This is a genomic window from Paenimyroides ceti (assembly GCF_030409925.1).
In genome coordinates this window covers 555,718-579,857 of the sequence record NZ_JAUFQU010000001.1, presented here as the reverse complement: position 1 = coordinate 579,857, position 24,140 = coordinate 555,718, and the positions used below count along the sequence as shown (strand labels likewise).

At 37.0% G+C, this 24,140-nt stretch carries 21 protein-coding genes; 13 read left to right on the top strand and 8 right to left on the bottom strand.

Going from position 1 to position 24,140, the window contains the following annotated elements:
- Nucleotides 1-2: 2 nt before the first annotated feature.
- The 3 genes from QW060_RS02660 to QW060_RS02650 all read right to left on the bottom strand — a co-directional run bounded on the left by QW060_RS02660 (nucleotide 3) and on the right by QW060_RS02650 (nucleotide 4,779).
- A complete protein-coding gene (locus QW060_RS02660) occupies nucleotides 3-2,744 on the bottom strand; it encodes a hypothetical protein (protein ID WP_290362166.1) in 2,742 nt (913 codons plus the stop codon).
- A gap of 6 nt (nucleotides 2,745-2,750) precedes the next feature.
- Entirely contained in the window at nucleotides 2,751-4,289 is a 1,539-nt protein-coding gene (locus QW060_RS02655; protein WP_290362165.1) for a T9SS type A sorting domain-containing protein, read from the bottom strand.
- 247 nt (nucleotides 4,290-4,536) lie between these two features.
- Nucleotides 4,537-4,779, bottom strand: coding sequence for a hypothetical protein (locus QW060_RS02650; RefSeq protein ID WP_290362164.1), 243 nt, complete (start codon nucleotides 4,777-4,779; stop codon nucleotides 4,537-4,539).
- A gap of 30 nt (nucleotides 4,780-4,809) precedes the next feature.
- Here QW060_RS02650 and QW060_RS02645 point away from each other — a divergent pair, with 30 nt between their 5' ends.
- The 5 genes from QW060_RS02645 to QW060_RS02625 all read left to right on the top strand — a co-directional run bounded on the left by QW060_RS02645 (nucleotide 4,810) and on the right by QW060_RS02625 (nucleotide 11,157).
- Nucleotides 4,810-5,256 carry a GNAT family N-acetyltransferase gene (locus QW060_RS02645; protein WP_290362163.1) on the top strand — a complete coding sequence of 149 codons (447 nt, stop codon included), beginning with the start codon at nucleotides 4,810-4,812 and terminating at the stop codon, nucleotides 5,254-5,256.
- Between the two features lie 61 nt (nucleotides 5,257-5,317).
- A complete protein-coding gene (locus QW060_RS02640; RefSeq protein ID WP_290362162.1) occupies nucleotides 5,318-7,480 on the top strand; it encodes a S46 family peptidase in 2,163 nt (720 codons plus the stop codon).
- 107 nt (nucleotides 7,481-7,587) lie between these two features.
- Complete coding sequence (locus QW060_RS02635) at nucleotides 7,588-7,815, top strand: hypothetical protein (protein WP_290362161.1); 228 nt, start codon at nucleotides 7,588-7,590, stop codon at nucleotides 7,813-7,815.
- Between the two features lie 139 nt (nucleotides 7,816-7,954).
- The gene (gene mutS / locus QW060_RS02630; RefSeq protein WP_290362160.1) at nucleotides 7,955-10,567 is read left to right on the top strand and encodes a DNA mismatch repair protein MutS; all 2,613 of its coding nucleotides are present in this window, start codon (nucleotides 7,955-7,957) and stop codon (nucleotides 10,565-10,567) included.
- Nucleotides 10,568-10,575: 8 nt separating this feature from the next.
- Complete coding sequence (locus QW060_RS02625; RefSeq protein WP_290362159.1) at nucleotides 10,576-11,157, top strand: HPP family protein; 582 nt, start codon at nucleotides 10,576-10,578, stop codon at nucleotides 11,155-11,157.
- Between the two features lie 24 nt (nucleotides 11,158-11,181).
- Here QW060_RS02625 and QW060_RS02620 read toward each other — a convergent pair whose 3' ends face one another.
- A complete protein-coding gene (locus QW060_RS02620) occupies nucleotides 11,182-13,041 on the bottom strand; it encodes an ABC-F family ATP-binding cassette domain-containing protein (protein WP_290362158.1) in 1,860 nt (619 codons plus the stop codon).
- 101 nt (nucleotides 13,042-13,142) lie between these two features.
- Here QW060_RS02620 and QW060_RS02615 point away from each other — a divergent pair, with 101 nt between their 5' ends.
- The 3 genes from QW060_RS02615 to QW060_RS02605 all read left to right on the top strand — a co-directional run bounded on the left by QW060_RS02615 (nucleotide 13,143) and on the right by QW060_RS02605 (nucleotide 14,382).
- Nucleotides 13,143-13,268 carry a hypothetical protein gene (locus tag QW060_RS02615; protein WP_290362157.1) on the top strand — a complete coding sequence of 42 codons (126 nt, stop codon included), beginning with the start codon at nucleotides 13,143-13,145 and terminating at the stop codon, nucleotides 13,266-13,268.
- A gap of 124 nt (nucleotides 13,269-13,392) precedes the next feature.
- Nucleotides 13,393-13,860: a lipocalin family protein gene (locus tag QW060_RS02610; protein ID WP_290362156.1), complete on the top strand. Its 468-nt coding sequence runs from the start codon at nucleotides 13,393-13,395 to the stop codon at nucleotides 13,858-13,860.
- A gap of 21 nt (nucleotides 13,861-13,881) precedes the next feature.
- Entirely contained in the window at nucleotides 13,882-14,382 is a 501-nt protein-coding gene (locus QW060_RS02605) for a lipocalin family protein (protein ID WP_290362155.1), read from the top strand.
- Between the two features lie 42 nt (nucleotides 14,383-14,424).
- On the opposite strand, the gene QW060_RS02600 is transcribed toward QW060_RS02605, so the two are convergent.
- Together QW060_RS02600 and QW060_RS02595 are read right to left on the bottom strand one after the other, a co-directional pair.
- Entirely contained in the window at nucleotides 14,425-15,045 is a 621-nt protein-coding gene (locus QW060_RS02600; RefSeq protein WP_290362154.1) for a hypothetical protein, read from the bottom strand.
- Nucleotides 15,046-15,077: 32 nt separating this feature from the next.
- A complete protein-coding gene (locus QW060_RS02595; protein WP_290362153.1) occupies nucleotides 15,078-16,679 on the bottom strand; it encodes an ABC transporter substrate-binding protein in 1,602 nt (533 codons plus the stop codon).
- Nucleotides 16,680-16,775: 96 nt separating this feature from the next.
- On the opposite strand from QW060_RS02595, the gene mtaB reads away from it, so the two are divergent.
- On the top strand, nucleotides 16,776-18,110 hold the full coding sequence (gene mtaB, locus QW060_RS02590) for a tRNA (N(6)-L-threonylcarbamoyladenosine(37)-C(2))-methylthiotransferase MtaB (protein ID WP_290362152.1): 1,335 nt from the start codon (nucleotides 16,776-16,778) through the stop codon (nucleotides 18,108-18,110).
- Between the two features lie 46 nt (nucleotides 18,111-18,156).
- On the opposite strand, the gene QW060_RS02585 is transcribed toward mtaB, so the two are convergent.
- A complete protein-coding gene (locus tag QW060_RS02585; protein ID WP_290362151.1) occupies nucleotides 18,157-18,438 on the bottom strand; it encodes a GNAT family N-acetyltransferase in 282 nt (93 codons plus the stop codon).
- 163 nt (nucleotides 18,439-18,601) lie between these two features.
- Here QW060_RS02585 and QW060_RS02580 point away from each other — a divergent pair, with 163 nt between their 5' ends.
- Both QW060_RS02580 and QW060_RS02575 read left to right on the top strand, forming a co-directional pair.
- Complete coding sequence (locus QW060_RS02580; protein ID WP_290362150.1) at nucleotides 18,602-19,312, top strand: alpha/beta hydrolase; 711 nt, start codon at nucleotides 18,602-18,604, stop codon at nucleotides 19,310-19,312.
- The gene (locus QW060_RS02575) at nucleotides 19,293-20,198 is read left to right on the top strand and encodes a lytic transglycosylase domain-containing protein (protein WP_290364674.1); all 906 of its coding nucleotides are present in this window, start codon (nucleotides 19,293-19,295) and stop codon (nucleotides 20,196-20,198) included. Before QW060_RS02580 ends, QW060_RS02575 begins: the two co-directional genes overlap by 20 nt.
- A 32-nt stretch (nucleotides 20,199-20,230) precedes the next feature.
- Here QW060_RS02575 and QW060_RS02570 read toward each other — a convergent pair whose 3' ends face one another.
- On the bottom strand, nucleotides 20,231-20,746 hold the full coding sequence (locus tag QW060_RS02570) for a DUF2892 domain-containing protein (RefSeq protein WP_290362149.1): 516 nt from the start codon (nucleotides 20,744-20,746) through the stop codon (nucleotides 20,231-20,233).
- 220 nt (nucleotides 20,747-20,966) lie between these two features.
- Here QW060_RS02570 and rpmH point away from each other — a divergent pair, with 220 nt between their 5' ends.
- Both rpmH and carB read left to right on the top strand, forming a co-directional pair.
- On the top strand, nucleotides 20,967-21,128 hold the full coding sequence (gene rpmH / locus QW060_RS02565) for a 50S ribosomal protein L34 (RefSeq protein ID WP_007136275.1): 162 nt from the start codon (nucleotides 20,967-20,969) through the stop codon (nucleotides 21,126-21,128).
- A gap of 129 nt (nucleotides 21,129-21,257) precedes the next feature.
- Nucleotides 21,258-24,110: a carbamoyl-phosphate synthase large subunit gene (gene carB, locus QW060_RS02560; protein WP_290362148.1), complete on the top strand. Its 2,853-nt coding sequence runs from the start codon at nucleotides 21,258-21,260 to the stop codon at nucleotides 24,108-24,110.
- The last annotated feature ends 30 nt before the right edge of the window (nucleotides 24,111-24,140 follow it).

Genomic DNA, 24,140 nt, shown 5'->3' with positions numbered 1-24,140 from the left:
CTTTAGTTTTTATAATGGTATTCATACGCTTTTAACCGGTTTCCGTCATGGTCTTTGACGACTGAGAGGCGGTTAAATTTATCGTATTCGTAGTATTCGGTGCGTCCGTTGGTATCGGTCAGGCTGCTCATGCCGATCATCGGACGGTAGGTATAGGAGGTTACCATGCTCTGCGGATGCGCCTGACGCAGGATCTGATATTGTGTACGGATGTAGTTTTCGTTATAACTGTTGTCGGTAAGGTTGGTCTGATAGTGAATGCCCGCTATTATACCCGCATCGATGTCTTGATAACGGATGTTTTTAAGCTCACATACGATTTTGGTATCATGGTATCCCCAGATCTGTGAAACGTAAAGACCTTCTTTGGTACGGTATTCCAAGACGTTGCCATACGCATCATAGCGCGTGATTTCCTGTTCGGTTTCCAACGGACGGTCGTCTTTGGCTACTTCACTTTTGCGCAGCTGATACAGCTGCGGATTCCCGTTTTCAGGTGTATAGGTAAACGAACTGCGGTTGAGCAAATCCCCATTTTTGTATTTTAATACTTCTTTGGTACGGTACGTTTTATGGTATTTTTCATAGCTATAGCGCTCTTCAAAATGTTCCTCCTGCTGCAGGTCGGTTATCTTTCTATTAATGAGATTTCTGTTAACAGGATCTATATTGCTTTCTGTAATCGTTGTCAGTTTATTGTTTGCAGCATAAATATCAGCTGTAGTAGTAATATAGCTCATAATAGGTTGACGTTTTGGTAAATCAGATTCAAAGAAAATTTCTATTTCATTTTGTTCGCAACTTGTTCTCAATCCACTTGCATTATATGTTGTTGTAGAAACAGGTATCATAACAACTTGTGAGATCTCTTTGAAAGTACCACTAAAAAGTTCACGATTCATTTTATATACTGTTTTTCCTGTTCCAGTGTTTTCAATGGCTACATATTCATACAATACGGGAACAGGAGTTCTACTGACGGTATTTCGCCCCCCATGAGTAAACCAAACTGGCGAACAGATAACTCCTGAACTGGTTTTTGGGTGATCTGGCATAGTATAAGTATAATGGGTTTCATTTGCTAAGATTCCCTCTTCTGCATAATTAGATATTTTTTTTATTCGAATTCCCGGTCCGTATAAAAATGTATTCCATTCCGATGGATCTTTATATACTTTTTTTAGTATTTTAACCTGACTGATATTTTGTGGATAATTCGGATCACAACGGAGTTTAACAATGGAATTAGAAACTGAAAGATTTATTTTTTCTCCATAACTACATTGTTTCGTAAAATCAAATCCTTTCATCAAATTTCCCTGAAGATCCCACACCTTTAAACCTGGATAAAAAAAAGAAGGTGTTCCTGAAATCTGGCCATCAACTGTAACTAACTGAGAATGAAACTTCAGATATAGTTCTGCTGCATTATCATACATAAAGTCATATGATTTATTTATGGGATCATAAGTCACAGGAAGTTCCTCATAATAATAATTTTCTGGATTTTGAGCTGTCAATTCTTCTAAAGGATTTAATGAACCGCTATGAGGTACTGCATATGTGTTAGGCTCATACTCAAATTCTGTATATCCCCCTGTAGGATAAATAAGTTGTCTGAGAAGTCCCTGAGTATATAATAAATCTTCTTTATTATATAACAAATTATATTTAATAGAACAGTTATCCTCTTTATAATAATTTCCAAAACCATTCAAGACAGCAGTTCCCGGAACTCCATTGTTATAACGCATTTTGTAGGAATAGCTGGATTGTAAATTATTTGAATAAAATTTAATTTCATTATTGGTAAATGCAATTTTAGAAATAAGGTGTTGAAACTTGTTAACTATAGACAAATCAAGATAACGCTTCGAACCCGTATTAAAATTAAAGTGAATATCACCTATATTTTTGATATCAATGTCTTTCAAATAAAGTTGATCATAACTAAAATTATCACTGACCTCTGTTAAATGAGCTCCATAAGAACCGTATATATATTCAACTAAAACAGTTCCTTTGTTATCAATGACTTTTTCTAATAAAAAATTTTTCACATAGGGAATATAACCCGAAAAAGTATCAAGACCCTTATAAATACCACTCCATCGCAGAGTATTATGACCATAAGAAAAATATAATCCTGACATTTCTTTTACAGAAAAAAGATATATAAACCCATTCTTATCTGTAATCTGGAAAGAATCGATAGTAATATTCATTCCATTTCCCTCAATAGAAGAAGTATAATTTATATGTATATCTGCATAATCATTTGTATATATTTTTTTCACAACCAGTTCATTTCCTTGACGTATAAGATTAAATTTTCCTGAAAGACCAAAAACGTTATAAGAAAATACATTCGGATCGTTTAGGGGTTTTTCAGTATATCCGTATGGCAGTGTATTCATTCCATGATATTCTTCATCAAACAAATCACCGGATTCTATTTGCCGGTTTATAGAGGGTATTATATTCATTTCCCATCCTTTTCCGAAGAAACCTACTTCACTAAAAACAGTAGATGCTGCTGCTGCATTATAAGATAGATCAGCTGTAAGTGAAAAATTTTCATTTATTGTCTGTAAATTAAACAATGGAACTTTAATCTCAGGAGTTCCAGTAGCATAGGAAATGGGATAATCTACATTATTAGATAATGAAGTCGCAGTCTGCGCTTCAACAAAATAAATATTAATGATAAAACAAAATATTGCTAATTTTTTAATAGACTTCATAGTAGGTTATTTTTTGATGACTTTTACCGAACGGTTGATGACATTGGTTTTGATGTTGATGATGTAAACTCCCTGAGGATATCCGCTCAGATCTACTGCAATCATATCGTATTGCAAAGGTGCCGTATACAGTATCTTGCCACTCAGATCCGATAAAATCATCTGCCCTTCTTCGTATTCATGGTTGATCACCACATTGGTAAATCCTTCGGTTGGGTTCGGAAAGGCTTCGATCTGTATTTCCGGAGTTTTGGTTTTTTCTTTGGTGTTGAGCTTTACAATCCAGTAGTCGTTTCTCCCCTGATAGCCCTTTTTAAGCGCAGAGGTTTTCCCCGTGGAGTTTCCAGCAAAGACATAACCGCCATCTCTGGTGATGATGGCTTTGCGCAGCAGATCGTCTCCGTCTGTAGAGAGTTCTTTTTCCCAGATTTTTTCGCCTTGGGCATTGATATGGATCGAAACATAACTCTTTTTATGGGTTTTGGGATGTATCGTATAACCGGAAAGCAACAGATTGTTGTCGGCATCTAATAGTACGGAGGTCAGTACATCATCGCCTTTAAAATCATAGGTTTTCTGGTCTGTCGGCTGCATTTTCGCATCGAGTTGTACCGTCCAGAAATCGTTTTGTGTTTCTGCCGATACAGTTTTAGTACCGCTGCTTTCGGAACTGCTCGTTCCTGCCAAAAGATAACCGTTGTCTACAGGCAGCAGATCGGTCAGAAAGTCGTCTGCCGTTCCGCCATAGCTGTATTGTTGCAACAGGTTGCCGTTGTGATCCAAAGTCAACAGCCAGATGTCATAACCACCGTTGGTATCCACGGCTTTGTTGGCGCCGATCGGGGAGTTGGATTGTGCACCGATGATAAAACCGTCTTTTGTCGGTACTATGGTTTTGACTTCATCATTATAGATACCACCAAAGGTTTTTTCCCAAAGCAGCTTGCCTTTTTTGTCTAATCGCAAAATCCACAAATCGAGTCCGCCGAGGTGCTGCTGGCTTTTTTCTCCGGATACCGGGGAGTTGGTATTCGCTCCGATGATATAACCACCGTCTGCCAGGCGTTTGATCGTGACCAGACGGTCATCTCCCGAGCCTCCCAGGGTCTTTTGCCATTCTTCTGCGCCAACCGCATTGATTTTTATGAGCCACAGGTCGTTTTTACCACGGGAAGCTTCTGTTTTATGGCCGTCTTTTGGGGAGTTGGAAGTACCGCCAAGCAGATAACCCGCATCTCCCGTAGGAATCAGGCATTGCAGAAGGTCCATACCCGAAGCACCAAAGCTTTTTTGCCATTCTTCTTCTCCGTCTTTATCCATCTTCCAGAGCCAGTAGTCCAGATTGCCCTGGCCTTCGCTGGTTTTAGAGCCCGTCTTGTCTGAAAAGGAACTCCCCGCCAAAAGAAAACCATAATCTACGGTAGGCACCATGTCAAATAAATACTCGGAGTGTTTGCCGCCAAGGGTTTTTTCCCATACGACTTTTTGCGCATGAGCAGACAGCAGCACAAAGCCTGTAAACAGGCATAGCAGTGTTTTTTTCATCGTGTTTCGTAAAAAACGAAGGCAGCGGTAGAAGGAAAACTGCCTTTACGTTAATATTTTGTAAAAATGATTAATTTATATTAAAAAACAAAACATAAAACACTCTTTTTTTAAATTGTTACAACATTGTAACACGTTTTTATGACAAAAACACAAGGTTTTAAAGGCGTGAGAGGATACAAAAAAAACCGTTACTGAGTAACGGTTTTTAAGCATTCAACAACCTAATAATTTTGTACCTTTGATTTTAGACAGATTTCAGGCTTCTTTTTTGATGGAAATAGTAATTCAAAAGATAAAAAAGCGGTACTGCTACAGGAAAAATCAGAAAGCTGACCAACCAAAGCAGTTTCCCAATACCCGGTGTATTTGTATTTTTGATCAGTAAAAAACTGCTCCATATAAAAGGAATTACGCAAAACACAATTATGAGAAGCAGATATTCATGTAAATAAAGTCCGAACGAAAAATCATTCAATAGTAAATCCATTATTTTATTTTTTTTAAATATACACATTTTATGGTACAATTTATACCCCTGCAAAAAGAGCATATCGAAAAAGCGGTTGCTTTGATGACCGATTTTTATGCTATAGACCACTATCCTATTGATCCGGTAGTAAGTGCTAAAAATTTTGACTATTTTATCGACCATCCGGAATTGGGTAATGCATTTCTCATCACCTACGAACAACAGATCGTAGGATATATTATACTTGCAAAGATGTTTAGTTTTGAATTTGGCGGTACCATTGCCTTTTTTGACGAACTCTACATTGACGGCAGCATGCGTGGAAAAGGCTTAGGAAAAAAAGCCGTTGCTTTTGTACAGGAATACGCCAAAAAAGAAGACTTAAAAGTATTGTATCTCGAGGTAGAGCCTCATAATATGTCTGCTCAGGAATTGTATAAGAAGATGAATTTTCAGATGCATCACCGCCATCTGATGATTCATAAGAACCAATAAGTGGCTATTTTTTTGTAACTTGCCGTTTTTCAAAAAATATTAACCATAAAGTTGTAAATTGATGAAATTACTAAGACTTATTTTAGTAGTAGTATGTTCCCTGCCTATGTTTGCCCAGCAGGGCGGAATGTGGATTCCTTCTTTGCTGAAAGGAATGAACGAAACAGAAATGAAAAATCTGGGAATGAAAATTTCTGTTTCAGACATCTATGATGTCAATAACTCCAGTCTGAAAGACGCTATTGTACATTTTGACGGAGGATGTACTTCAGAAATTATTTCTCCTAAAGGTCTGTTACTGACCAATCATCACTGCGGGTATGGTGAAATTCAAATGCATTCTACTGTAGAGCATGATTATTTGACCAACGGTTTTTGGGCTAAAAATTTCAGTGAAGAATTACCCAATCCGGATCTCACGGTTACTTTTATTATAAAAATAGAAGATGTAACGTCAAAAATATTGGCAGGAGTAAATGAATTGAGCACTGAAGCGGCAAAAAATGCTAAAATTCAATCTAATATTACTTCTGTACAAAACGAATATAAAAAAGAATCGTGGCAGGAAAACAAAATCAAAACTTTCTTTGACGGAAATCAGTATATATTGTTTGTTACTGAAACCTTTAAAGACGTACGTCTGGTAGGAACACCACCCTCTTCTATAGGTAAGTTTGGTTCGGATACGGATAACTGGGTATGGCCGAGACATACAGGAGATTTTTCACTTTTCCGTATTTATGCCGATAAAAACAACCGCCCGGCAGCGTATTCAAAAGACAATGTACCTTATACCCCAAAACACTTCTTGCCAATTTCTGTTGGCGGCGTAGAAGAAAATGATTTTACACTGGTTTTTGGTTTTCCGGGACGTACTCAGGAATATCTTCCTTCCTATGCCGTAGAGCAGATTATTAATGATCTGAATCCTGCAAAAATAGAAATCCGCGATGCTTCCTTAAAAGTAGCAGACAGCTATATGCGTCAGGACGCGGCTATCAAAATTCAATATGCATCTAAATATGCAAGCATTGCCAATGCATGGAAAAAATGGATTGGTGAAATCCAGGGATTAAAAAAATCGGATGCTGTAAAAGTAAAACAGGCTTTTGAAAAAGATTTCACTGCGCGTGCTGCTGCAAAAAACAAACAAAAGGAATACGGAACGCTATTGCCGGAATTCGAAAAACTATATAAGGAAATCACACCTTATGCTCTTGCAAGAGATTATTTTCAGGAAGTTGCCTTACGAAACAATGAGCTGCTACAGGTAGGATTTCAACTTTACCAGCTTGAAAATGTTTACAAAAACCGGGGCGAACAATCTTTTAACGATCGAAAAGCGAATCTGATCTCTTCTTTAGAAACACTTTATAAAGATCTGAATACCGATGTAGATAAAGGTATTTTTGAAAAAGCGGTTGCTCTTTATGGTAAAAAAGCACCTAAAGAACTTACTCCTGCTTCGATTCAAAACATTAATTATGAACAACTCGCAGAAAAAGTATACAGCACCTCAGCTTTAACAGATTATAATAAATTAAAAGCTTTATTGGACGGAAAGGCAGAAGATGTTATCAAAAAACTCAACAAAGATGCCGGATTTATATTGGCAAAAGAGATGGGAGACAATTACTTTTCAAAGATAGCTCCTGCTTATGATGCCTTAAATGAGCAAATCAATGCTTTGCAGCGTACTTATATGAAAGCGCAGCTCGAACTGTATCCGGAAGCACGAATTTTTCCGGATGCCAACAGTACTTTGCGTCTGACCTATGGAAAAGTAAAAGGATATGAACCAAGAGATGCGGTTTCTTACAGCCATATTACCTATCTGGACGGCGTTATGGAAAAATATGTACCCGGAGATTATGAATTTGATGTTCCTCAAAAACTAATGGATTTATACAATGCAAAAGATTTTGGAATTTATGCAGATAAAAATGGTAAACTGCCTGTAAACTTTATCGGTACCAATCATACTACGGGTGGTAACTCAGGTTCTCCTGCCATTGATGCCTATGGAAATCTTATCGGCTTGAATTTTGACCGCGTATGGGAAGGAACGATGAGTGATATTTATTACGATCCGGAGATTTGCAGAAACATTATGGTAGACAGCAGATATATTTTATTCATCATTGACAAGTTTGCCGACGCAAAACATCTGATTGATGAAATAAAAATCGTAAATCCGAAACAAAAAACCAAAACAAAGCGTTAACAATCAATATGTTAATCTTTTTTAAAAAAAATATCACATTTTTATCATCGAATCAAAAATTTCATATCTTTGTTTCGAATTAATAATTAACTTTTATAATTAAAAAAATGAAAAAAATCGCATTAAGCTTAGCATTCGTTGCTTCATTAGCATTCGTATCTTGTAAAGAAACTAACAAAGAAGCAGCAGTTGAAGAAACTCCAGCAGTTGAAACTCCAGCAGTTGAAGAAGCTCCAGCAGTTGAGGAAGCTCCAGCAGTTGAAACTCCAGCTACTGAAACTCCAGCTACTGAGACTCCAGCTAACGAAACAGCTCCAGCTACTCCAGCTAACTAATTTTTAGCTTTGGAAATAAAATCAGCCTCGCATTGCGGGGCTTTTTTTATTTCGTTATTTTTGTTTCTGACACTGCTGTGATTTTATCTTACTGAAATCTATATTATATTTGTATAAACTAAAATACACCCCTAAAAAAATGTCTGCTAAAGTAAAAACGCCGAAAGAAGTAAAAGAAACCCCTTTAATGAAACAGTACAACGAGATTAAAAATAAGTATCCCGATGCGTGCTTGCTTTTCAGAGTAGGTGACTTTTATGAAACATTTGGTGAGGATGCAGTGCGGGCGGCAGGTATTTTAGGCATTACACTCACTAAAAGAGGAGCCGGAAGCCCGAGCGAAACTGCTCTGGCAGGTTTTCCGCATCACTCCCTGAATGTGTATCTGCCAAAATTAGTAAAAGCAGGTCTCAGGGTAGCCATCTGTGATCAGCTTGAAGATCCAAAAACCACAAAAACGATCGTCAAACGCGGAGTTACAGAGCTTGTGACGCCAGGGGTATCGATGAATGATGAAGTATTGCAGGCAAAAACGAATAATTTTCTTGCTGCCTTACATTTTGGAAAAAAAACAATCGGGATTTCTTTTTTAGATGTTTCTACCGGGGAGTTTCTTACCTCACAAGGAAATGAAGAATATATAGATAAACTGCTTCAAAACTTTCAACCCAGCGAAGTACTGGTTCAAAAAGGAACAAAGAATAACTTTTTGCATCATTTTGGAAGCGATTTCAATTTGTTTTACCTCGAAGACTGGATTTTCAAAGAAGATTATGCAAACGAAAGCCTGACCCAACACTTTAAAACCACTTCTTTGAAAGGATTTGGTATAGAAGAACTTACTGAAGGTATCATTTCTTCAGGAGCCATTCTGTATTATCTATCGGAAACACAGCATAACAAAATTCAGCATATTTCCAATATTCAGCGTATTGCCGAGAATGCCTATGTGTGGATGGACCGTTTTACCATACGAAATCTGGAATTACACCATAGTAATAACCACAATGCTACAACACTGCTTGATGTAATTGACAAAACCCTGTCGCCTATGGGCGGACGTTTATTAAAACGGTGGCTTGCGTTGCCTCTAAAGGAAATCAATGCGATCAACCATCGCCTTGAAGTAGTTGATTATCTGAAAACGAATCCTGAAACACTACATACATTTCAATATCAGATCAAGCAAATTTCTGATCTCGAAAGGCTGATCTCTAAACTGGCTACAGGCAAAATTTCTCCGCGCGAAATCAATTATCTCAAAGAATCTCTTGATGCGATTATTCCGATGAAAGAGTTGGCATTAAAAAGTAAAAATGAAGCGTTGCGTATAATTGGTGACAATCTTCATGCATGTGAACTTCTACGCGAAAAAATTACGGCTACCATTACGGCTGATGCTCCGGTTGCCTTAAATAAAGGAAATGCGATTGCACGCGGAGTGAATGAAGAACTCGATGAGTTACGCGATATTTCACAATCTGGCAAATCATATCTGGAAGCTCTGGAAGCACGGGAAAGTAAAAATACCGGAATTCCTTCTTTAAAAGTAGCTTTTAACAATGTGTTTGGCTATTATATCGAGGTGCGCAACACCCATAAAGACAAAGTACCTGAAAACTGGATTCGCAAACAGACATTAGTAAACGCGGAACGCTATATAACGGAAGAGCTCAAGGAATACGAAACCAAAATTTTAGGGGCAGAAGAGCGCATCTACAAAATAGAATCTGAGCTTTATGAAAAGTTCATCATGTGGTGCGCACAATACATACAGCCTGTACAACTCAATGCCAATCTGGTCGCACAGCTCGACTGTCTTCAGTCGTTTACCCAAATGGCAATTGATCATAATTATGTACGTCCGGAATTTAAAGATGATTTTATTCTTGACATTAAAGACGGCCGCCATCCTGTAATTGAAAAACAATTGCCACCCGGAACTCCCTACATCTCAAATGATGTATATCTGGACAATGAAAATCAGCAGATTATCATGATCACCGGTCCTAATATGTCGGGTAAATCAGCTATATTAAGACAAACCGCCCTCATTGTATTGTTGGCTCAAATGGGTAGTTTTGTACCTGCAAAATCCGCAACTATGGGGATTACAGACAAGATCTTTACCAGAGTAGGTGCTTCAGACAATATCTCTATGGGAGAGTCTACGTTTATGGTAGAGATGAATGAAACCGCATCGATTCTGAACAATCTTACCGACCGCAGTTTGGTTTTACTGGACGAGATCGGACGGGGAACCTCTACTTATGACGGAATTTCGATTGCATGGGCAATTGCAGAATATTTACATGAGCATCCGGCAAAAGCAAAAACACTGTTTGCTACTCATTATCATGAGCTCAATGATATGCATGAGCAATTTCACAGAATCAAAAATTTCAATGTTTCTGTAAAAGAACTCAAAGACACTGTACTGTTTTTACGAAAACTTATACCCGGTGGCAGTGCACACAGCTTTGGGATTCATGTAGCCAAGATGGCAGGAATGCCGCAAATGGTCATTCAAAAAGCACAAAAAGTATTGAAAAAGCTCGAAAAAAGCCATAAATCAGAAGGTTCGGTTGATCTTACAACAAATGATGAACTGCAACTCAGTATTTTTAATATGGATGATCCGTTACTCGAAGAAATAAAAGAAGAAATTCTGAATTTAGACATTAATACATTGACTCCGGTTGAAGCATTGATGAAACTGAATGAGATCAAAAAGATGGTCAGCAAAAAGTAGCTTTTCCCATGAATAAATTAAAGAAAAACCGAACTTTTCGAAAAACAAAGTACGTTTTATATAAAGAAACTCTTGTCGATTTCAATGAACATTTCTGGGCTTTTGTAGGTTCATTTGTCGGTTTGGGAACGATCTGCTATTTACAATATGAAAAATTCAGTCCGGCTGAATTCACATTACTTATTGGTTCGTTCGGAGCCTCCTGTGTACTGATTTACGGTGTTATCTCAAGTCCGCTGGCACAACCGAGAAATCTGATCGGTGGTCATCTCATCGCAGCATTTATAGGAGTCTCAATAACAAAACTATTGCCTGATCTGGTATGGGTAGCAGCGCCTTTGGCAGTTTCACTGTCTATTATTCTAATGCAGATTACGAAAACGCTGCATCCGCCTGGTGGAGCAACAGCCTTAATCGCTGTGACGGGCGGAACTTCTGTACGGGAATTAGGTTATTTTTATATGCTGTCGCCTGTTTTGAGCGGTGTACTTATTTTATTGCTGGCAGCGCTGATCTTTAACAACATTCCGCATGGACGGCAATATCCATCCCGTGCCATGAGTCTCAAAAAGATTTTTATTAAAAAATAAATGCGCTCCTGAGAGCGCATCTGTCTATTCTGTTTTAGCGGATAATTCAAACCAGCGTTCTTCTTTTTGTTCCAGTGTTTCTATAATTTTTCGCAATTCCGTTGCCTTTTTATTCAAATCGGCATCTGAAACTTTTCCATCAGAAAACTCTTTTTCAATCTGTGCTTTTTTGTGTTCGAGATCTTTTATCTCACGCTCTATTTTCTGAAATTCTTTTTGCTCATTAAAAGAGAGTCCTTCTTTTTTAACCTGATTTTCTTTCCAGTTTACTTTTTCTTTTACTACTTCCTCTTTTGCAGGTTCTACAGAATCTTCATAGGCTCTGAAATCAGAATAATTACCCGGAAAATCTTCTATGACACCCTCACCTCTGAAAACAAACAAGTGATCCACAATCTTATCCATAAAATAGCGGTCGTGAGATACCACAAGCAGACAGCCAGGATAATCGAGCAGAAAACTTTCCAGTACATTCAGCGTTACTATATCCAAATCGTTTGTAGGCTCATCCAGTATCAGAAAATTAGGATTCTGAATGAGTACAGTACACAGGTATAAACGTTTGAGTTCTCCCCCACTGAGTTTTTCTACAAAGTCATATTGTTTTTTACGGTCAAACAGGAAGCGCTCGAGCAGTTGGGCTGCAGAAATCAGACGTCCTTTTGTCAGAGGTATGTATTCTCCGTATTCTTTAATGATATCAATTACTTTTTGTTCGGGTTTCGGGTTGATACCACTTTGTGTATAATATCCCAGCTTAATGGTATCTCCTACGACTACCTTTCCGCTATCAGGAGGCATTGTTTGTGTTAGTATATTGAGGAAGGTAGATTTTCCTGTTCCGTTTTTGCCGATAATACCGATACGTTCCCCTTTGTTAAAGGTGTAACTGTAGTTTTTGAGAATAACTTTGTCCTGAAATGTTTTGCTGACATTGTGTAACTCCACAATTTTGCTCCCCATCCGTTCCATGTTGATTTCCAACTCTATCTGATGTTCTTTTCTACGGGAATGTGCTTTTTCTTTGATAACATAAAAATCGTCCTGACGCGATTTTGATTTGGTTGTACGTGCCTTTGGCTGACGGCGCATCCAGTCTAATTCTTTTACAAAAAGGTTTTTTGCCTTATCAATAGAAGCATTCTCAGCAGCAATCCGTTCTTCCTTTTTCTGAAGATAATAAGAATAGTTTCCTTTGTACTGATAGATTTTACCGTGATCGAGCTCAATAATCTCATTGCACACACGCTCTAAGAAAAAACGATCGTGAGTGACCATAAACAGGGTTATATTTTCTTTTGCAAAATAGCTTTCAAGCCATTCTATCATTTCCAGATCAAGATGGTTGGTTGGCTCATCTAAAATCAGAAGGTCGGGCTTATTAATCAGAATAATGGCCAATGCCAGACGTTTTTTCTGACCTCCGGAAAGATTTTTTACTTTTAGTTTTAAATCTTCGAGCTTCAGTTTGAATAAGATCTGTTTGTACTGTGTTTCAAAATCCCATGCATTATGCATGTCCATACGATCAAAAGCTTTCTGATACGCTTCTTCATCATTCGGATTTTCAAGGGCTTTTTCGTACTGCTCAATTACTTTGAGGGTTTCATTGTCAGAAGCAAAGATACTTTCTTCAATTGTGAGTTCTCCCTGTAAATTGGGTTCCTGAGAAAGAAATTCCATACGAATGCCTTTTCTGATTACTACCTGCCCGGAATCTGCCGTATCCAATCCGTTAATTATTTTAAGAATCGATGTTTTTCCCGATCCGTTTTTGGCGATAAAAGCAATTTTCTGATCTTTATTAATTCCAAAAGAAACGTTTTCAAATAATGTATGGGCTCCAAAAGACTTGGATATATTTTCAACTGAAAGGTAATTCATATACTGTGTGTCAAATTTTATGGCTCAAAAATAGTTTGATGGCTTTGTATAGCAACAAAAAGACATAACTATTATTATCACTGCAAACTTAACCATTTAAAATGAGAATTATATGCAAATCACATACAGTGCATGTTGAGAATTCTTCCAATTTATTTTTTAACATTTCATCCCACCCTTTCCAAAGTCCTCACCAAATCCTGTCTAACCCTTTGATAAATCTGTAAAAATCATTTTTTTCAGAATCTTTTTAAGCAATTTTTAAAAAAATCATAAGAGATAAAAAGGGTTATCTATTTGTTTCTTAATAGTTTTTTGTTTTCTTTGCACTTTAACCATAATCACAAAATAATGAAAAGAATCTTTACACTTCTGGCACTTACTACCTTAACTTTTTCAACTTTTTCATGCAGTAGCGATGACAGTAGCCCTGTTGTAGTTAATCCACCTGTGGTAAAAGATAAATTAATAGGTAAATGGGATTTAAAGACGTTTTCTATGGAGATGACTGCTGAAGGGCAAGAACCACAAATAATAGAAGATCAATCTGTAGAGGGTTTATTAGTCATGCAGTATGACTTTAAAGAAGACAATACCATTGATTTTTTAATTCAGCAAGGACAACAAGCTGAGCAAAGCGGTACAGGTACTTATACAAAATCAGGTAACTCTGTAACCATCACTTTGGCTCAAACACCTCAGACGTTTACCCTGAGTAATCTGGCAGATACAAAGATGTCTCTAAAAATGACAGAGCAAGTTCCTGTAAACGGAGTTACATACACAACGGTATTCAGTTATAATTTCGAAAAAATGTAAAATTTAACATTCCCTCATAAAATGAAAAAAATAATTACTTTGGCTGCCCTATTGGTATTCACACTTTCCAGTTTGTCCTGCAGCAGTGATGACAGCAGCACTACAGAAACTCCTGCACCGGTTGATTTATTAATCGGTAAATGGGATTTAAAGATGACTGATCTTAAAACAACCAAAGATGGCAAAGTTACCGAATCTTATGAAAATCAGCCTTCCTTGAACAAACTGATCATGCAGTTCAATTTCAAAGCAGATAAAACGGTAGTGTACACGATGAAAAATGTTACTACAGGATCAGCTCAGACATTAAAAGGTACTTATGTAAGAAATGGTGACAGTGTAGTGCTTTCTTTTGAAAATGTACCGGATCCTGTGACTTATAAGATTCTGAACCTGCAAAAAATCAAATTATCATTCCACCGCCTTCAGGAGTTTACAACGAAAGAGGTAAAAAATGGAGTGGAAGTTGAAGTTAAAACAAAGATTGAAAATACGTACCATTTAGAAAGAATGTATTACTAAAATACAATCCCTTTTGTATAAAATTTTATTGAGTACACTATGTTAATAGGTACTCAATAATTTTTTAGTTTCTGTTTTACCCCAATCCGGAGACAGTGCAGAAGAGGCTTTATATTCTTTATATTTGACAAGTGCTTTTTCCAGATAGGGTTTTGCCTTCTTTTTTCCGCCGCCAAATATAGCCGGCGTATTATAAATCCCCATGCCTCTCACATAATAATATCTCGGATTATCAGGATTGGCTTTTTGTGCCAGATCTAACTGTTTCTTACTGGCTTTCCCCATACTCGCTCCTCTCATCATCGGATTTACCTGTATCCTCGCACTGAGTAAATAGGCTTTTAATACATAGTTTTCAGATGATGCCTTTTCTATAGCAAAGGCATTGTTGAGATAGGTTTCTGCTTTATCACACCAGGCATCTTTATCTTTCTCCAATGCATTTGCCAAAGCGATATACGCATACGAAGTATAGTATTGAGCATACCAGTTTTTTGGAGCTTCTTTGGCTATTTTTTCAAATTCTTTGGCAAGTTCCAACCAGGCTTTCTCGGTTGTTGTTTTTTCAATTTTCACGATCTGTCTCGTCAGAAGCTCAGTAGTGTTTTGCGAAAAAGAAACAAGTGTGCTTAAGAAGAAGCCGATAAGTGCAATATATTTCATAGAATTATAAATTTCGACTGTGAAGATATCGTTTATTTTTTTTGTTTATACACGGTTTTCAAATTCAACAGATTCATCGGATTGGTATCCAGCCCCATAACTTCTTTACGTGTAAAACGGGCTACTTTATCATAAAACAGAACAATTACCGGTACTTCGTTCAAAATAATCTCATCCATTTTTTCATAGTGTTTTTTTCTCTCAGACAAATCAATTATTTCAAAAGATTTTTGATACATCTGATCAAACTGTTCATTTTTAAAATGGGTATAATTCGGTCCGTTTGGTGTAAAGTTAGTGCTGTTAAACAAAGAGAGATAGTTCTCTGCATCCGGATAATCAGCAATCCAGCTTGCTCTGAAAAAAGTAAGCTTATTAGTAGCAATTGACTGTCGTAATGTAGAAGGAGGCATTACATCAATGGTTACGTCCACTCCTATTTTCTGCCATTCGCGTTGGAGATATTCTGCAATATCAATATAAGTAGCATTTGTAGAAAGCGTGAGCTTTACTGGCTGTTTGTGTGTTTTCTTTACTTCATTAATGAGTTCTCTTGCCTTCACCGGATCGAACTGCACTGCCTTATCAGCATTATAGCCCGGCAATCCATCCGGAATGATTCCTGTTACTTTTGCATTCCCCATACCGTTTCTGAGGTAAGCAAGCATTTTCTTACGGTCAAATCCTATATTTAGAGCCATACGCAACTTTTTATCCTTTACCATAGCACTATTCATATTAAACCCCAGATATTCCGTATTGAGATAAGACCCTGTAAGCATTTTGAGATTGTGTTGGTATTTTGGCTGTAATGTACCCTGTGGTGTAAGCAATTCATCTTTATATGAAGGATCTAAACCTGAGATAAAATCCAGTTTTCCCTGAATAAACTGTAAAAAACCACTCTGCTTATCCGGTAGAAAAGAGATGGCAACGGCCTCTAAATAAGGTAATCGTTTGCCCTGAGCATCTGTTTCATGATAATGCTGGTTTTTTCTTAAGACTAATTTTACGTTTTCTTCCCAGATTTTAAAATAGAAAGGTCCCGTACCTATCGGATGGGAACGGAAATCTATTGCAGGGTCTTCTGTAATCTCTCTGGGAACAACAGAAGCATATTTCATTGAAAGCAATCCTATAAAAGCAGGAAAAGGTCTTTTTAAACGTATATGAAAGGTGCTGTCATTAACCGCTCTGTAATTTTCTACCGACTGAAATACCCAGGTGCCCGGAGATGCCAATTTTTCGCTTAATAGACGATCAAAACTGTATTGAAAATCATAAGCTGTAACCAACCGGGTGCTGTCTTTACCGAAATTGATGTGTTTGTGAAAATAGACATCTTTTCTCAATATAAACTCATACTCCAGTCCGTCTTCAGAAATCGTCCATGACTTGGCAATATCCGGAGCTACCTGCAATGAATCGTTAAGCTGCACCAGCCCGTTAAACAATTGGTTGGTTGGCCATATAATAGACATATTGCGGGCAAAAGCAGGATCAAGCGTCTGTATATTGCCACTTTCATTGTATCTGAAAACCATAGACTCATCATAAACAGCTGTTTTCTTCTGGCAGGAAACAAATGTTAAAACAATATAAAATAATGATAGGCAATAAATTATAGATTTCATCAATCCGATTTTTGTTTATAAATTTGCAAGTTCGATCCATCAACATACAGATGGTAAATATAATTCAAAATTACTACTCTTAAGTAGCTAATTACTATGGAAAACACGAAAAGAGTCGCTTTTTATACTTTGGGATGTAAACTGAATTTTTCAGAAACCTCGACCATTGCCCGTAATTTTTCAGATGAAGGCTTTCAGAAAGTACCATTTGAAGAAAAGGCAGATATTTATGTCATCAATACCTGTTCGGTAACGGACAATGCAGATAAACAATTTAAACAGATTGTAAAAAAGGCCCTCAAAATAAACGATAAAGCCTTTATTGCTGCTGTTGGCTGTTATGCACAGCTGAAACCGGAAGAACTCGCTGCTGTTGATGGCGTGGATCTGGTATTAGGTGCTACCGAAAAATTCAAGATTACGGATTACATCAATGATCTGTCAAAAAATGATATGGGTGAAGTACACTCCTGTGAAATCGGAGAAGCTGATTTTTATGTCGGCAGTTATTCTATTGGAGACAGAACGCGTGCTTTCCTAAAAGTACAGGACGGATGTGACTATAAATGTACGTATTGTACCATTCCATTAGCACGTGGTATTTCACGTTCAGATACTATGGATAATGTACTACGGAATGCCAGCGAAATTGCCGCTAAAGGAATAAAGGAAATTGTATTGACAGGCGTAAATATCGGAGATTACGGAAAAGGTGAATTCGGCAATAAAAAACACGAACATACTTTTCTGGAACTTGTTCAAAATCTGGATAAAGTGGAAGGAATTGAGCGTTTACGAATTTCATCTATTGAACCTAATTTATTAAAAAATGAAACGATTGACTTTGTAGCTACCAGCAAAACTTTTGTACCTCATTTTCACATTCCTCTGCAATCGGGCAGTAATACCATTCTAAAAAAAATGAAACGCCGGTATCTGCGTGAACTTTATCAGAACCGCGTTTCCAAAATCAGAGAGGTAATGCCTGATGCCTGTATCGGAGTAGATGTTATTGTAGGATTTCCCGGAGAAACAGACGAACTCTTTCTGGAAACCTATCACTTTCTGAATGATTTGGATATTTCGTATCTGCACGTGTTTACTTATTCTGAAAGAGATGATACTGAAGCTGCCATCATGGAAGGTGTAGTTCCTGCCAACGTAAGAGCCAAACGCAGTAAAATGTTGCGCGGTTTGTCGGTAAAAAAAAGAAGGGCTTTTTATGAGGCACAATTAAACAGTTCTCATACCGTTTTATTTGAGAGTGAAAACAAAGAAGGTTATATTCACGGTTTTACAGAAAATTATGTAAAAGTAAAAACCCCATGGAACCCGGAACTTGTAAATACACTACACCCTATACACCTTACAAAAATTGATGAAGACGGAATTGTTCGATTTGACTTTATTGAACAACCCGTATTTTCATAAAAAAGAAAAAGCGCAGAAAAATTTCTGCGCTTTCTATTTTCTGAAGTTAGATTTTTATACCTGTAGCCAATTGCTCTTTGTAGCTCGGATTTTTTTTAAAGAAACCTACAATACCTGAGTTAACCGGAACAATACGCAATTTGCTTTCCTCTGCTTTATTTAAGATCTGTTTGATAAAATCATTAATCAACTCTTCATCTTCACAACCGTTGGTGTTCAACTTTGTCAAAAACAACTTTCTTTCCTGAATGGAATACTCAATTATAATCTGATTATCACCGCATTTACATTCATACTGTCTTAATAATTCATTATTTTTAAATTCCATTATTAATAATTTTCTATATTTATACTGAGTTATATCTTATTTTTACTGGTTAAAATTAAATTTTAATCAAATAAGTTTAGATGAAATTTATATATCATCAATTAAAATCTAAATTTAGACCTAAATTGAACACAAAATAACCACTTTTTTTTGAATATTACAAATGGATTCAACCGCAATCAATGCTCAAAATAAAACAGCAATCTACTTTATGCCGGGCATGGCTGCCAATTCTTTGATTTTTGAAAAATTACGTTTTGATCCGCATTTTTTTGAATGTTACTACCTGGAATGGTTAGAGCCCAACAAAAATGAGTCCCTGAAAGACTATTGCAAAAGACTGGCAGAAGCTATTCAACACAAAAACCCTGTTTTGATAGGAGTCTCTTTTGGAGGAATCATTGTACAGGAAATTGCAAAACTGATTAAAGTACAACAGGTAGTCATAATTTCCAGTGTCAAAGATCCTTCTGAGTTTCCGTGGAGGATGAAACTCGCCCGCAAATATAAATTATACCATTTATTCCCTACCCGCTATATAAATTTTATTGAACGCATTTCAAAAAAAATTGTATCTTCAAAAAAAATAGTTCATCGGATTGATATGTATCAAAAATACCTTACAGTCCGTTCCAACAACTATTTAAAATGGGCTTTCAAAAATACGATTGAATGGACAAATGACCATCCGGTTTCCAATATCATTCATATTCATGGAAGCAAAGACCATATTTTCCCTGTCAACAGGATTAAAGATGCGATCATTCTGAAAAATGCAACACATATACTCATATTGTTACAGGCAAAGTGGATCAATGAAAATTTACCGGAATTACTTAAAAAAAATGGCTTACATGAAAACAACCTGGATTAAAAACACTTTAGCGCTTACTGGTATTGTATCAACCAGTCTTTTATTATTTCAATTTACATCTGAAGGCACCAATCACGTAAGTGTAGATGTAAGAAACCATGCTTATCTGCCCAATAATATGGCTTTCTGTGAAGAACGCGTTCCTCTTTCAATTATTGACGTAAAAGAACGTTTAGACCGTGAAATGACGGTAAACATTAATTTACATTCAGCCACTACTCTCATCATCAAAAGAGCCAACCGGTACTTTCCGACCATAGAACCTATTTTGAAAAAAAATGGTATTCCGGATGATTTTAAATACCTCGCAGTTATTGAAAGCAGCCTTACCAATGCTACTTCTTCTGCAGGAGCTAAAGGTTTCTGGCAGTTTATGCCAGAAACAGCAAAAGAATACAATCTGGAAGTGAGCTCCACAGTAGATGAACGCTATGATGTTGTCAAAGCTACAGAAGCAGCCTGCAGGTATCTGAAAAGTGCTTATAATAGATTTGGCAACTGGACTTTGGTAGCTGCAGCCTATAACAGAGGTATGGCGGGTGTACAAAGACAGATGGATGCGCAAAGTGTTACAGATTATTATGATCTGTATCTCAATGAAGAAACATCACGTTATGTATTCCGCATACTGGCACTGAAAGAAATCATGCAAAATGCCTCTAAATACGGTTATGATTTACCAAAAGATGTATTGTACCGTCCTATTAAAACCAAAACGGTACCGGTGAATTATGATATTTTTGATCTGGCAACGTTTGCTAACGAACAGGGTATTAATTACAAAATTCTCAAACTTCACAACCCGTGGCTTCAGAACACCAATCTCACAGTAAGTCCGGGCAAGACGTACTCTATTGAGATTCCGACAGAAGGGTATAAAAAATAAAAAAAAGCGATAATATCGCTTTTTTTTATTTTTTATATTTTCTTCATCTGTTCTTTCATCATTCTCACCTGCTCTTTCAACATATTGTTTTTATCGAGCTTCTGAGCTTCTGCCAATAATTTTTGTGCTTCTATTTTTCTTCTCTTCGTCATTGCAATTCCGGCTAACTGCAATTTTGCAACGGCCATATCCTGATCCATATTCAAACCAAGCTCTACAGCCTTTCTGAAATATTTCTCTGCCTGTGTAAGATTGGTCTGAGACACTACAATACCATTTAAGTAATTATAATATCCGTATTGTTTTTTCAGCAAAGCGCCTTCCGGATTTTTGATGCGATCCAAAACTTTTTTCGTTCCTTCCATATCCTGTTTTCTCAACTTGAAAAGCGCCATAATCAAAAATTCATTTTTAAAATACAAAAGCACTACAATAGCTGCAATTAATAATAAAAAGATTCCGTTTCCAATATTGTTTTCAGTAAATTGCCAAACAGCGGTTGCTACAATAAGAGCAGCTAAAATTATTTTAATATTTTTATGAAACATTCTTCCTGTTTTATTTTTTAACTTTGCAAATGTAGAAAAAATATGACGAGGAATAAAACCGGTTCTATCAAATCATTCCTTTTTTATGGAAAGAAATGTATTTTTTCAAAAAAGGATTTGTAAAAATAAAAAGGTTTCCTATATTTGCACTCGGTTTTGAAACTAGTCTTTTTCAAAGCTGGACATTTGTAAAATTTATTTAGAATTAAAGATAATAGCAATGAGTAAGAGAACGTTTCAACCATCAAAAAGAAAAAGAAGAAACAAACATGGTTTCATGGACAGAATGGCAAGTGCTAACGGAAGAAAAGTGTTGGCTCGCAGAAGAGCGAAAGGAAGACACAAATTGACTGTTTCTTGCGAACCAAGACATAAAAAATAATGATGTTTCCATCATAAATAAAGGTGTTACTTTACGTGTAACGCCTTTTTTTATACTCATTTTTTATAACTATATTTAGCTTACTAAACTACCAACTCGTAATTTTTATTAAAACAACACAACGTAATAATGCCAAAAGATAATTCAATAAAAACGGTTTTGATTATTGGGTCCGGTCCCATTATCATCGGTCAGGCCTGTGAGTTTGATTACGCAGGATCTCAATCTGCACGCTCTTTAAAGGAAGAAGGAATTAAAGTAATCCTTATCAATTCCAATCCGGCCACTATCATGACGGATCCTACTATGGCGGATCATGTATATCTGAAACCGTTGACTACAAAATCAATCATTGAGATTTTGACTGCACATCCGGATATTGATGCTGTATTGCCTACTATGGGTGGACAAACAGCTTTGAATCTGTGTCTGGAAGCAGATGAAAAAGGAATCTGGCAGGATTTCAACGTACGCTTGATTGGGGTTGACATCAATGCCATCAATATTACAGAAGACAGAGAACAGTTCAAACAGCTTTTAAGTAAAATTGGCGTACCATTTGCTCCGGCAAAAACCGCAACCTCTTTTTTAGAAGGAAAAGAAATAGCTCAGGAGTTTGGTTTTCCATTAGTGATTCGCCCTTCCTTTACACTCGGAGGTACCGGAGCAGCTTTTGTACACAAAGAGGAAGATTTTGACAATCTGCTTACTATGGGGCTTGAAGCTTCTCCAATACACGAAGTACTTATTGATAAAGCCTTACTGGGATGGAAAGAATATGAACTGGAACTGTTACGCGATAAGAATGATAATGTAGTCATCATCTGTACCATAGAAAATATGGACCCGATGGGTATTCATACAGGCGACAGTATTACCGTGGCACCAGCTATGACTTTATCGGACAGAACATTCCAAAAACTACGTGATATGGCCATCCTGATGATGCGCAGTATCGGTAATTTTTCAGGAGGATGTAACGTTCAGTTTGCCGTTTCACCGGATGAAAACGAAGATATTGTTGCCATTGAGATCAATCCGCGTGTTTCCAGATCATCTGCACTGGCTTCTAAAGCTACAGGATACCCGATTGCAAAAATAGCGACAAAACTTGCTTTGGGATATTCACTGGATGAATTACAAAATCAAATTACAAAATCTACTTCTGCTCTTTTTGAACCGACACTCGATTATGTAATTGTGAAAATACCACGATGGAATTTTGACAAGTTCGAAGGTGCAGACAGAACATTGGGTCTGCAGATGAAATCAGTCGGAGAAGTAATGGGTATCGGCCGTTCTTTTCAGGAAGCATTACATAAAGCTACACAATCTCTGGAGATTAAGCGAAATGGTTTAGGAGCAGACGGAAAAGGATACACCAATTACGATCAGATCATTGAAAAGCTTACGTATGCAAGCTGGGACCGTGTATTTGTCATCTATGATGCCATTGCATTGGGAATTCCGCTAAGCCGTATCCATGAGATCACCAAAATAGATATGTGGTTCCTGAAGCAATATGAAGAATTATATGCTTTGGAACAGGAAATATCAAAATACAGCATTGAAAGCCTTCCAAAGGAACTTTTACTCGAAGCAAAACAACGTGGATTTGCGGACAGACAGATCGCTCATATGCTGAATACACTGGAGAGTAAAGTACATGAATTGCGTGATCGTATGAACATCAACCGTGTATTTAAACTGGTAGATACGTGCGCAGCTGAATTCGTAGCACAAACTCCTTACTACTACTCTACTTTTGAGGAAGAAATAAAAAAACCGGATGGAACTGTTTATACTTCCAATGAAAGTGTAAGAAGCGATAGAAAGAAAATAGTAGTTCTTGGATCAGGTCCAAACCGTATCGGACAGGGAATAGAATTTGATTACTCCTGCGTACACGGTGTATTGGCTGCTAAAGAATGTGGATATGAAACCATTATGATTAACTGTAATCCTGAAACGGTTTCTACAGATTTTGACACGGCAGACAAATTATATTTTGAACCGGTTTTCTGGGAACATATTTATGATATCATTCAACATGAAAAACCGGAAGGTGTTATTGTACAGCTTGGAGGTCAGACCGCATTAAAACTCGCAGAAAAACTCGACAAGTATGGTATTAAAATTATCGGTACAAGCTTTGAAGCACTTGATCTTGCAGAAGACAGAGGTCGTTTTTCAGAACTGCTTACTCAGTTGAACATTCCGTTCCCTCAATTCGGAATTGCTCAGACAGCCGATGAAGCTTCTGCTCTGGCAGACGAACTCGATTTCCCTTTATTGGTGAGACCTTCGTATGTATTGGGTGGTCAGGGAATGAAAATTGTTATCAATAAAAAAGAACTGGAAGAACACGTAATTGATTTGTTGCGTACAATTCCGGGTAATAAACTCTTGTTAGATCATTATCTTGCGGGTGGTATTGAAGCGGAAGCGGATGCTATCTGTGACGGGGAAAATGTTTATATCATAGGTATTATGGAACATATAGAACCTTGTGGTGTACACTCAGGAGACAGTAATGCTACATTACCTCCTTTCAATTTAGGTGAGTTTGTCATCCAGCAGATAAAGGATCACACTAAGAAAATTGCCGTAGCTCTAAAAACAGTAGGTCTGATCAATATACAATTTGCGATAAAAGATGATACGGTGTATATTATTGAAGCCAATCCGCGTGCGTCACGTACTGTGCCTTTTATTGCTAAAGCCTATGGTGAACCTTATGTAAACTATGCTACCAAGATAATGCTGGGCGAAAAGAAAGTCACAGACTTTACCTTTAATCCGCAATTAAACGGATTTGCGATCAAACAACCTGTTTTCTCTTTTAATAAATTCCCTAAAGTAAATAAAGCTTTAGGACCGGAAATGAAATCTACAGGCGAAAGTATATTGTTTATAGACAGTCTCAAAGATGATGCTTTCTATGATTTATACTCCAGAAGAAAAATGTATTTAAGCAAATAAAAAAAGCCTCGCAATGCGAGGCTTTTTTTA